Below are 12,533 nucleotides of genomic sequence, written 5' to 3'. Positions count from 1 at the left end.
TATGATTTAGAGCTATTTAACTTTTTAACAAATCATTATTTCAACACTGAAAAACTAACTTTTGTTCCTTTATCAATTTCAGAATCAACTGAAACACTACCGCCAAGACCTTCAATTAATTTTTTTACAGTAGAAAGTCCAATTCCATTTCCTTTATTGCCAAATCGATCTTCAACCCCTAAAATCTCGAAAATTTTAAATATTTTTGATTGATGTTCTTTAACCATTCCCATTCCATTATCCGATATATAGAAATGATAATGACTTTTGGTTTCTGAAAAACCGATTGTAATTTCAATTTGTTCCTTATTATTATACTTAATTGCGTTACCGATTAAATTAATAAAAATTTGCTGCAAAGCAACTCTATTAACGACTATGGACTGATTTTCAAATAAGGTTATGAATTCATATTGCCCTCGACTATTCATAAGTTGTATTGTATTGTCTATAAAGTATTTTAAATCAAACTCATCTCTATTAATTTCTAAAATTGATCCTGCTTTACTGTGATTTAAAATTCCATCGACTAAACTATTCAAAATAAGGGAAGATGTGTGCAACATATTCAACATTTCATTCGCTCCTTCATCTAATTTGGGTCCATATTCTTCAAGCAAAAGTTGGGTTAAACTACCTATATTTTTTAAAGGAGATTTAATGTCATGGGCCGCCACATTTGCAAACATTTCCAATTCGGTTCGCTGTGATTCCAACTCTTTATTTTTTTGTTTTAAAAGTAAATTCGCTTTTTTGAGTTCAAAAAGGCTTATTACCTTATTAGAAAGTACTTTCATTGCTTGTTGCTGCATGGGCGTTAGTGTTTTTGGCTTATTATCCAAAACACATAAAGTCCCCAAAGCCAATCCATCGGATGTAATCAATGGGGCTCCAGCATAAAAAACCACATTTGGATAACCTGTTACTAATGGATTGTCATGAAATCTTTCATCAAGCCGAGAATCTTCAATTGTAAACAGTTGACTGTTATCCAAAATTGCGTGTCCGCAAAAAGAAAACTCACGTGGTGTTTCTTCTATATCGATTCCCGTTTTTGATTTAAACCACTGTCTGTCTTCATCAATAAGAGAAATTAAAGATATTGGGGTATCACAAATGACTGAAGCTAAAAGGGTTATTTCGTCATATTCTTTTTCGGAAAAAGTGTCCAAAATAGAGAAAGACTTTAAAGCTTTTATACGTATTTTTTCATTGTCAGGAATTGTAGGTGATATCATAGTTTCTCATTTGTAACTTATTTGAAATCCGAATAAATTGGGGTTTGTACATAATATAATAAACCCAGCTATATTAGAAATCTACTTTGTTTGGATTCTTTTCTTCAAAGCCAAGCACTTTCTTCTATTTTTAAAATTGAAAGAAATAAATCTTCTATTTCTAAAATAGTTCTTGGGCACTTGTTTTTATTGAATAATCCAGAATCATAGCGAAATCTAATATTGAATCGGGGTTATAATCAAAACAATAACAATGCCAGTTTTAGTATTTTTTAATAAAATCATGTTTTTTTTTAAAAATATTTTGTTTTAACTCCATTTATGAAGGTAATTATTTATACAAATACGATACTATGTCTTGATGTCTCGTAAGTTATGGCAGTGGAACTCTTTTTTTGTAAGCCTTTTTAGGCTCACAAAAAAAAGCGAGTACGTACAGCTTGATGTCAATATCATTAAGTTAAGCTTTGTCTTTCTTGCCAAGATGCAAAGGCGCAAAGTTTAGAGACAATTTCTTTGTGCCTTCGCATCTTTGCTAGAGCTATATTTTGAAAAAATGTAGTGAGAAATCATTAACGTAACGATATTGAGCACAACCATTAGAGGATGCCAAAAAAAAAATTACATTTAAAAAAAACAATTTTTGCTGGATGTCTAAAATGAATCCTTTTGCAATGTTATTCTTTTACTTGTATATGATTTTTTAAGTGGGAATTTATAAAAATACCCCCAAATAGTGTTTAACTTTTTTGGGGGTAGTCTTATCATTGAGGTTTGTTTTTAATATTCAATTTTGCCAATATGCCTCATAATTCGAACAATTTTTGTTTTTCTGTTGTTGATGTATGAAGAAGAACTGGTGGCTTTGTATTTTCGCGGATTGGGTAAAATGGCTGCAATTCCTGCGGCTTGAGTCATTGTTAGACTCGACGCATCTTTCCTGTACCAATGTTCTGTCGCGGCATAGGCGCCATAAACACCATCACCCATTTCGATGCTATTGAGATAGACTTCCATAATACGTTCTTTGCCCCAAATAAGTTCAATCAAAACCGTAAAATAGGCTTCTAGCCCTTTTCGAAGGTAGCTGCGTCCTTGCCAAAGAAAAACATTTTTGGCAGTTTGCTGTGATATGGTACTTCCTCCTTTTATTTTTCGACCTCTTTCGTTACTTTTATAAGCTTTTTGCATTGCGATAAAATCAAAACCATTATGGGTTAAGAAAGTCCCATCTTCGCTGGCAATAACGGCTTTTTGTAAATTCATCGAGATTTTATCAAGCGGTTCCCAATTATGGCTAAAGTAAATTTCTTTTCCAGCAGCTTTATTTTCAAAATAACGAATTACCATCAGGGGTGTGAAAGGAACTGGCACAAATTTAAAAAGCACTACAAAAGCAATTGAAATCCCAAAAAACCATAGCAAAGCTTTCAGCAAAAACCATTTCACTTTGGTCATAATGCTCCCTGAGTTTTTTTTAACGGGTTTCTTTGTCGTTTTTTTTGGTGTTATTTTGGTCGCCATTTTATATTAAATCTGCTAATTCGGTTCCTATTAAACTGCCTATTGCTACTCCCATACCACCAAGTCGTACACCACAATACACGTTTTCAGACAATTGAGTGATAATTGGTTTTTTGCTATTGCCAATTCCCATAATGCCACTCCAACGGTGTTCTATCTGGACATCTTGGTTGGGCAAAATTACTTTTTTTAATACGTCTTCCAATTTTTTTTGCACAATTTCTGTTTGACCAAACTCGGTTGTGGTTTCCGTTTCAAAATCGAGATTCCTTCCGCCTCCCAGTAAAATACGATCACCGATGTTTCTAAAATAATAGTATCCTTTATCCAAATGAAATGTACCTTTTATATCCAGATTAGGAATTGGTTTGGTGATTAAAACTTGTGCTCTCGCTGGTTTTACTTCCCCTTTTGTTAGCGTATTGGCAAAACCATTGGTGGCAAACAATAATTTTTTTGTTGTAAAACTAAAATCGCCTAGTGCTACCTCAACATTTTTTTCGTTATCCAAAAAAGAAGTAACGGTTTGTTGGTTCAGTATTAATATGTCTTGAGCAATGGCTTGTTTTAATAAGGCTTGCATCATATTTCCGGTATCAATTTGAGCTTCAAAAGGATTAAAAATTAAATATTCCTGAATGCCTCCAAAACCAAATCGGTCTATTTCTTTGGCAAATACATCGGCTTTAAATAGTGGTTTTAGAATATCATTTATAAACGGTAACTTATTGAAACATTCACTAAAACTATTATCATCATTTTTTAAAAACAACTCATATCCTCCATAAGGTTTGAAATCTATTGTAGTATCATTAAGTCTTTTTCTGAGTAATTGCAAACCACTCCATCTTTTTTGTACCAACTGAATTACGTCCTCTTCAGTATGTGTTTTTAGGTCGTCGATGATTTCAGAAATACTTCCAAAACAAGCAAATCCAGCATTTTTGGTACTGGCTCCCTGTGGTAACATTCCTTTCTCGAGGATCAATATTTTACTGTTGGGGTATTTTTCACGCAAGCGCAATCCAGCATGCAATCCTACTATACCGCTACCAACAATAGTATAATCAACTTGGCTAAACCAATTTTTCAATTCCCAATAGCTTAGTTCCATCTTATTTTTTTTTATAAAATTAAATAATTTTTCTAGTTATATAAACTTCCTATATGAATATGTATTGAATAGTATTGTTTTTTAGAATACTTCAGTTTTGAAATAGAAATGTGTTAAATTTATGAAAATGAAGTCTTTGGCATTATAATTGATTAATGAAAAAAGACCCTGAAAAAAGCGCTTTTATAATTTGTAAAAGTATAAATGGGGCATGAATGTAAATATAAAATATTTGTTATGTTGGAAAATATCGATGAAATTATTGAGGTAAATTTAAAATTACTTTATTTATCGAAATCTCAATTTATGATGCGAATCAATTTTAAAGATGAATGTGGTTTTAATTTAAAAAATTCTAAAGTATTTGCAGAAATTCTTGACAAGAAAGGCCTTGTTGTTTTAGAAAAAGAGCAAGAGTTTCGGTGTGATTTAACTGAATTTGGCAAGCAAATATATGAGAGTGGTGGTTGGATAAAATATTTGGAAACTATTGAATCCTTTGATAAATTCAAAACCATTGTGAATATAGATTCCGAAGTTATAAAAATAAAGAAATCTTTCTTGAAAAGAGCCATTATCGTTGGTGTTGCTGTTTTGGTTTTGTGTTTTGTAATCACATTCTTGACTATTCAATTTTTTAAAGTTTCTTAATTTTCTACAGTTTTGTTAGCACTTGAGTGTATTGAAAAATTAAGGTTTTTTTATGTTAGACTATCTATTCTAATTGAGAATTATAGTGCTATATTTGAAATCTGAACATAAATTTTCAATAATAATGAAAAAATTACTCTTTTTAATGCTAACAATGATGAGTTTAAATGCAATCGCTCAAAATGTTATGACTCCGGAATTACTTTGGAAGTTAGGACGAATTACACCTTTAGGAATTTCAAAAGATGGCAAAAATGTTGTTTATAAAGTATCGACACCTTCTGTCGAAGAAAACAAATCCAATTCAAAATTATATACTGTTGCAATTAGCACAGGAAACGTATTGGAAATTAAGGATACCAAAGAAATTTTGGCAGATAAAAACGTTTCTCCAGACGGGAAATACATAGTTTACAACCAAGAAGTTAAAATTGATAATATTTTGGGGAAAGATTTCTACCCTAATTTAGATAAATCCAATGTTCAAATATATAATGGTCTCGATTATCGCCATTGGGATACTTGGAACGAAGGTAAATTTAACCATGTATTTTACAGAGAAAACAAAGAAGGATCTGAAGGAATTGATATTTTAAAAGGAGAAAATTTCGATAGTCCGCAAAAACCTTTTGGAGATGATGAAGATTACAATTGGTCTCCAGACGGAAAAAGTATAGTTTATGTATGCAAGAAAAAAGCAGGAACTCAATATGCTCTTTCTACAGACACCAATATTTATGAATACAATCTTGAAACAGGGAAAACCATCAATAGAACCGAAGGGAATTTAGGGTATGATATGGCTCCACAATTCTCACCTTCTGGAGATTTGACATGGTTACAAATGAAGCGTGATGGTTATGAAGCTGACAAAAATGACTTAATCGTTAGTTTTAAAGGGATAAATATGAATCTTACTGCACATTGGGATGGAACTGTAAATAGTTTCCTGTGGAGTAAAGACGGAAAAAAGATTTATTTTTTAGCTCCAATTGATGGAACAGTACAACTTTTTGAGGTTAACTTCCCTGGAATGACAAAAATTGCAATTACAGTAAAACAAATTACAAGTGGAGATTTTGATGTACATGATTTAGTAGGCTTTTCAGGAGAGGATATTATTGTGACCAAAACCGATATGAATCATGCTGCTGAAATTTTTTCTTTCAACTTAAAGAAAAATACTTGGAAACAATTAACAAATGTAAATACAGCAACTTACGCTTCCTTACAGTTGGGTAAAATAGAAAGACGTTACGTGACCACTACCGATGGAAAGAAAATGTTAGTTTGGGTAGCTTTACCACCTAATTTTGATGCTTCCAAAAAATACCCAACATTATTATTTTGTCAAGGTGGACCACAATCTCCATTGACTCAATCCTATTCTTTCCGTTGGAATTTTTCATTGATGGCTGCTAATGGTTATATTGTTGTAGCACCAAACCGTCGCGGAATGCAAGGACATGGAGTAGAATGGAACGAGCAAATTAGCAAAGATTGGGGTGGTCAAGTAATGGAAGACTATCTTTCGGCAATAGATGATGTCGCTAAAGAAAGTTATGTTGACAAAGCCCGTTTGGGTTGTGTAGGTGCAAGCTATGGCGGTTATTCTGTGTTTTATTTGGCGGGAATTCACAACAATAGATTTAAAACATTTATTGCTCATGATGGTGTTTTTAACTTACAAAGTATGTTTGGAACAACCGAAGAAGTTTTCTTTAATAATTGGGATTTTGGAGGTCCGTATTGGGAAAAAGACAATGCAGTCGCCCAAAAAACGTATGAAAAATTCAATCCAATTAATTTTGTTCAAAATTGGAATACTCCCATCTTAATTATTCAAGGCGGTAATGATTTTAGAGTGCCGATTGGGCAAGGGCAAGAAGCTTTTCAAGCGGCTCAAATTCGTGGTATTAAAAGTAGATTTCTCTATTTTCCAGAAGAAAATCACTGGGTTTTAAAACCCCAGAATGCTCAAATTTGGCAAAAAGAATTTTATAAATGGCTGAAAGAGACCTTGTAATTCGTTTAAAATAAAAAACTAACTCGAATAAATGTAACAAAACAAGTAGTATTGTTACAAATTATTAAACCATAAAATTTTTCAAAATGTTCAAATTACCAATTAAATCATTATTTATTGCTACAACTTTGGTTGTTGGAATGAATACCATAATGGCTCAAGATGGATTAGTCAATTCATTGAAGGCAAATGCTAGTGAAAAAAGTGTAGAAAGTTTCAAATTTACTGATGTAATTAATTTGGCCAATACGACTGTAAAAAATCAAGGTTCTTCTGGAACGTGTTGGAGTTATTCTACCAATTCATTTTTAGAATCTGAAATGATACGATTGGGTAAACAGCCAGTAGAATTATCACAAGTTTTCTCTGCTCGAAATGCTTACATCGAAAAAGGGAAAAATTATGTACGCATGCATGGTGCTGTAACATTGGGAGATGGTGGCGAATTGCATGATGTGACTAATATGTACAAAAAATACGGAGCTGTTCCTCAAGAAGTGTATACTGGTTTGAATTATGGAACCTCTAAAAATAAATTTGCTGAAATGGGTGCTTTGACAGAAGCATTATTAGCAGCAGTGGTAAAAAATCCAAATGGAGAATTAACGCCAAACTGGGAAAAAGCATATGCTGCAGTTATTGATTCTTATTTAGGTCAAGTTCCTGAAAATTTTATGTATAAAGGAAAAAGCTATACTCCACAATCTTTTGCAAAAGAAATTGTAGGCATTAATGCTGATGAATATGTAGAATTTGCCTCTTATGCCAATGTGCCTTATTATACCAAAACAATGATGATGGTTCCAGACAACTGGTCTTTTGATATGGTTTATAATATCAAAATGAATGATATGACGGCAATAATTGACAATGCCTTGAAAAACGGTTACACTGTTGCGTGGGCTTCGGATGTGAGTGAGAAAAGTTTCAGTTGGAAAAATGGTGTGGCTTTTGTTCCTACCAAAAAATATGAGGACATGACTGCTATTGAAAAAGAGAACATGTTTAATGGTCCAAAAGAAGAATTGGAAATCACTGAGGAAATCCGTCAAAAAGCTTTTGACAATTATCAAACAACAGATGATCACGCCATGCACATTGTTGGGATTGCCAAAGACCAAATGGGTAAAGAGTATTATATTGTAAAAAATTCTTGGGGAGCTACAAATGACTACAAAGGCTATTTGTATGTGAGTAAGAATTTTGTAAAATACAAAACTACTTCATTGATGGTAAATAAAGGTGGAGTTCCAACAGATATTGCTAAGAAAATAGGAGCTTAGTTTTTTATTTTTTAAATGTTATAATCCCGACTTAATCTAAAGTCGGGATTTTTTTTGTTTTCGAAAAACGGTTAAGGAACTATTCTTGTTCAAACTGAAGTTGTTGTTTTGCAGTTTGCGTGAGGGATAGAGCAAGGCGCCAAAGCGCTCGTGATAGCCCGACACTGTTGTGCAAAGGGGCTGAATGAGCGGTGCTGTATCTAAGCCCCTTTTCGCAACAGGGTCACGCCCAAGGTCATTAAGCCCAGATTCAGTATTAGACATTATTACGCAGAGTCACACGAAAAATTCGCGAAGAATCGCAATGTTTTTTAAGCTCCATTCAAAGAATTTGATTTCCCTTTGTGCGTTTTTGCGAATCCTTTGCGCGTCTTCTTGAATTTTTTCCTATTGCGGAATCTCGGTTAAGTTAAGCTTTGTTTTTTCTCACAAAGACGCAAAGTTTAGAGATGATTTCTTTGCGTCTTCGCGACTTTGCGAGTGCTCTATTTTGAAAAAGCGTAGTGAGAAATCCTTAACGTAATACCATTGGGGTCACGCCCTTATTTGCATATTCGTTTGGATCGAATAAAGATTAACGTTTCATGGCAAAATGTGATTTGAAGACCTGTGGTGTTCCGTTTTGAGTATAGAAAACTTGGAACCAATAATCAGTAGAGGGAAGTGGATTCCCATTGTGATTGCCATCCCAGCCTGGCCCTGATGGACTGATTTCAATTAGAAATTTTCCGTAGCGGTCAAAAATATTTATTATTGCTTCCGGCTGAAAAGCCAGATCTATGATGTTCCAAGTATCGTGAAAACCGTCGTTGTTTGGGGTGAAAAATTTAGGATATTTGAGTACATTGGCAATTAAAACGCTATTGTCACAGTTGCCCTTGGTATCTTTTACGGTTATAATGTGTTGCCCCGAATCTACATTGGAGAAAACAGTGCTGGTCTGAAAATTGCCGCCATCCATTTGAAATTCGTAGATTCCAAAACCATTTGTAATGGAGACTATAATGTCGATGTTATCCTCAAAAGAATCGGTTACGGTTACGGTTGCAATGGCGGGACTGGATTTTTCTACGGTTATTGCCGCAGGATTATAACCACAATCATTCCCAATTTTAGGGGTATTTTTGGTGCTAATGACGGTATAAGTTCCTTCTTGAATGGCTGAATATGTTGGTCCCGTGCCTATTTTAGCACCCTCTAAATACCAATCTATGGTGTAATCTATTGGATTAAGTCCTGAACTTAATTGTGCTGGATTGATAATCGCTTTTGTTTGATAATTGACACAGATTACCCCGTCCCTCAATGGCAAATTTTTTAAAGGATAAATGGTAATATTAAAATCATCTTGAGAAACACAATTGGAATTGGTTGCTGATTTGGCAAAAATGTATATTTTTTGGCTGGCAGTAATAGTTTGGCCTGCTAAATAAAGTATTCCACCTCCATTTGGTTCCGAATAATAATCGCCAATCGGTAATGTTGGTAAAGTATAGCTACCGCAAACAGCAACATCTGATGTAGCTACTAAAACGGGTGCCGTTGCAATATTTACAAAAAACTTACTCTCGCTAGAACAGGTTAAACGATTACCGACTTTGGCGTACACATATATTTTTTGGGAGGTTCTCAAAAGGGTTCCCATTGGTATTATTGAGCCTTTCCCATTAGGTTGCGAATAATAGTCGCCAATTTTTAATGGTGGTAATGTGTAACTATCACAAGCGTTTATATCTGCAAAAGGACCAACATCGATCCCGTTTATATTAACTTTAAAAAAAGATTCATTGCTGCATTTGGTAAAATCAGTCCATTCATTGTATATATAAATGGTCTGAGTAGTATTTATAACTGTTCCAACGGCTAATGGTTTTCCTAGACCATGAGGTCCTCCTGTTGCGGTGAAATAAGCACCATTTTTTAACTTAGGTAATATAAAATCACTACAGCTAACAACATCTGTGAAACTATCTACTTCTGGAAGAGGTCTGATCTCTATTTTAAAAGAATGCTCATTGCTGCAATCGGTTCCAATAGTATAAACATATAAAATTTGGGTTTTGGTTATAAGATCTCCTGCCTTTAACGAAATGCCTTTTCCTTGTGGTTGAGTATAATATTTTCCATTGATTAAAGGAGGGAGAATGTATCTTTGACATTCTAATCGATCTACAGGAGTGTCTACTAAAGGCAATGGTTTTATTGTGATTTCATATTTTAACGTATCCGTACAATTAGGAGTAGTGGTGGTTACCGCATAATAATAAACCGTTTGTGAAGTAGTTAGTATTGTTCCTGCTGGTATCGAATTTCCTTTGCCATTGGGCTGATCAAAATAACCGCCAATAGTTAAATTGGGTAATGTGTAACTGCCGCAATTGCTTATTGGTATAAATGCTGCAGTATTTATAATGTCAATTCTAAAGGAGTTTTCGTTAGTACATTTGCCGTCATTCGCGAAAACATAAATTACTTGGCTTGAATTAATAATATCCCCTGCATTTAAAGCTGATCCTAAACCATTTGGAAGTGTGAAGTAATGACCAAAAGTAAGTGGTTCTAAAGTGTAAGCATCACAGGTAATAACATCCTTAGGCTGATCTACCAACGGCAAGGGATAGACTGTTATTGGGATAGCTTCATCCCGACAAACAACTCCATTTATTACCGCATAATAATATATAGTTTGGTTTGTTGTTAATGCTGTTCCTGCAGGAATTAGGCTTCCTGCCCCTCCAGTTGCAGTATAAAAAGCGCCAGCCTCAACTATTGGAACAAAATATTTTCCGCATCCTTCTTTTGGAAAATTGATATCATAAATAAAAGTAAGTCTAAATGTATTTTGATTGGTACACGAATTGGTTGCAGTTGGTCCACTGTATATGTAATAGGTTCCTGTTTTGGTAATGACATCGCCAATATTCAGTTTAATACCTGTTCCATTTGGTCCAGTGTAATATTCTCCTGAAACTATTGGTGGTAATATGTAACTACTACAAGCAATTACATCTGGAATATCATCAACGGTTGGAAGTGAATATACCATAACTTTAAAATTTACGGTTGCAAAACAAACGGAACTCTTAGTATCCGCTATTCGTACCCAAATAGTTTCTGGAGATTTGGATAATGAGGTGATGTAGTTTTGCGGACTTGCAATTGCATTGGAAGCATTGTTTGCGTCTGCCTGACTGTTATAAAATGTGATTTTGTAGTCTGATGGATTTAGCCCATTGAGAATTGGAGTTTCTTGAACCTTTAAATCAACGGGTACTCTCCCAAAATTTGTATCGCAAAAACTTAAATCGGGTGGTATCGCAACATTAATTGGTGCGGTGATTAGTAAATCAAAGGAAAGCAAGTTGTTGCAATACGTATTTTTATTAGAAACATGTACAGGTTTAATATAGATTGTTTGGTTGCCCATACTGCTGTATGAAGCCAATTGATTATCAGGAATTGTTGGGCCATTTGAGTTGGCTGCTGCCAAAGAATCAAAATAATTAAGCGAATATTCTGCTGGATTTAAACCTAATGTGATTAAATTGTTCTGGGTTAAATCATACTGATACGTTGAATTTCCCGTGTAACAAGTGATTAGATTTTTGGGTGTTTTAATTATTAAATCGGTAATCACAATTTCATCTTTTATTACACAACCCGAAAGTGTTGCGGTAACACCATAAATCCCTGCTTTGTTTAGAATCAAGGAACTGGAAGTTTCTCCTGCAATTTCAGTACCATTGAATGTCCAAACATAAGTGTAATTCCCCACTAGATTGGATTGAAGTGTAATTCTTTCGCCTTCGCAAATGGTTTTGTCGGGACCTAGATCCATAGTCGTTTTAAAACTGCCTCCTTTTATAAAAACTGCCGAATCATAACTGCTGTCATTGTAATCGCCGATGGCCAATTTTATGCTGTAAGCCCGATTCGGAATGACAGTAGACGAGGCTGTCAAAACTTTGGTTTCCCCTCTCATATTAATAGCTGATGCTCCAGGATTGGTTACGTTATAATGGTCAAACAAATTAGCATTGGCAGATAAACAAGAGGAATTGTATTGTTCATCACGGATATTTTTGACGGAAACTGGAATTGTTGTATTTGGTAAAACAGCCAGATTGGTAGCGATTCCTGTAGTTAAATCGGTTAATCTAAAAGCAAAAACATCGCTAAAACCACATTGAAATTCGCCATATTCATTGGAGGCAAACAGGAAATCAAAACTAAAATTACTCGACAAAGGAGTGAAATCAAACTGGATATAGCCAACATCAATAATGGGGACTACTTGTCCGTTGCTATCACTTATGGCTTGTAAATCACTATCTGTTTTGGTATTCAATTGACTACTTTCATTAAGTCCAGTATAGGTACCTTCAGTATATTTGGCCAAACCATTTCGAATAATAATACCCTCCGATATTGGGAAATTCGGATTGGTATTTATAAATTTTCCAATACCTTGGTGTGATGAAAATTGAAAGTTACTTTCATTAGCACATGCATTTTGCATAAGCTCTTCACGAATAAGTTGGGGTATAGTCAACGAAGTAGTATCGACTGAAATTCCTTGTGAAAAAAATTTTGTCGAACAAAATAATAAAAGTAGAAGTAGAGTTTTTCTCATAATTCCGATTTTATCAGTTTGGGGACATTAAAGATACGATTATTTTAAATTTTAATATGATGAA

The 12,533-nt window shown here is 34.1% G+C and carries 7 protein-coding genes; 3 read left to right on the top strand and 4 right to left on the bottom strand.

Going from position 1 to position 12,533, the window contains the following annotated elements:
• Positions 1-35 precede the first annotated feature (35 nt).
• From OYT91_RS14990 to OYT91_RS14980, 3 genes are all read right to left on the bottom strand, one after another.
• Positions 36-1,238 carry a sensor histidine kinase gene (locus tag OYT91_RS14990; RefSeq protein ID WP_281238601.1) on the bottom strand — a complete coding sequence of 401 codons (1,203 nt, stop codon included), beginning with the start codon at positions 1,236-1,238 and terminating at the stop codon, positions 36-38.
• 780 nt (positions 1,239-2,018) lie between these two features.
• The gene (gene mtgA, locus OYT91_RS14985; RefSeq protein WP_281238600.1) at positions 2,019-2,762 is read right to left on the bottom strand and encodes a monofunctional biosynthetic peptidoglycan transglycosylase; all 744 of its coding nucleotides are present in this window, start codon (positions 2,760-2,762) and stop codon (positions 2,019-2,021) included.
• 1 nt (position 2,763) lies between these two features.
• Complete coding sequence (locus OYT91_RS14980; protein ID WP_281238599.1) at positions 2,764-3,876, bottom strand: NAD(P)/FAD-dependent oxidoreductase; 1,113 nt, start codon at positions 3,874-3,876, stop codon at positions 2,764-2,766.
• 237 nt (positions 3,877-4,113) lie between these two features.
• Here OYT91_RS14980 and OYT91_RS14975 point away from each other — a divergent pair, with 237 nt between their 5' ends.
• The 3 genes from OYT91_RS14975 (at position 4,114) to OYT91_RS14965 (ending at position 7,836) form a co-directional block, all read left to right on the top strand.
• Positions 4,114-4,527, top strand: coding sequence for a hypothetical protein (locus tag OYT91_RS14975; RefSeq protein WP_269224123.1), 414 nt, complete (start codon positions 4,114-4,116; stop codon positions 4,525-4,527).
• Between the two features lie 124 nt (positions 4,528-4,651).
• Positions 4,652-6,553, top strand: a complete 1,902-nt coding sequence (locus OYT91_RS14970) for a S9 family peptidase (protein WP_281238598.1) — start codon at positions 4,652-4,654, stop codon at positions 6,551-6,553.
• Positions 6,554-6,639: 86 nt separating this feature from the next.
• Positions 6,640-7,836, top strand: a complete 1,197-nt coding sequence (locus tag OYT91_RS14965) for a C1 family peptidase (protein WP_281238597.1) — start codon at positions 6,640-6,642, stop codon at positions 7,834-7,836.
• 574 nt (positions 7,837-8,410) lie between these two features.
• Here the strand turns inward: OYT91_RS14965 and OYT91_RS14960 are convergent.
• On the bottom strand, positions 8,411-12,469 hold the full coding sequence (locus tag OYT91_RS14960; protein ID WP_281238596.1) for a T9SS type B sorting domain-containing protein: 4,059 nt from the start codon (positions 12,467-12,469) through the stop codon (positions 8,411-8,413).
• Positions 12,470-12,533: the final 64 nt, after the last annotated feature.

It is taken from the genome of Flavobacterium praedii, from assembly GCF_026810365.1.
In the GTDB taxonomy this organism is placed as follows: Bacteria; Bacteroidota; Bacteroidia; order Flavobacteriales; family Flavobacteriaceae; genus Flavobacterium; species Flavobacterium praedii.
The sequence above is the reverse complement of the archived record's forward strand: the minus strand, read 5'-3'. Positions and strand labels throughout refer to the sequence as shown.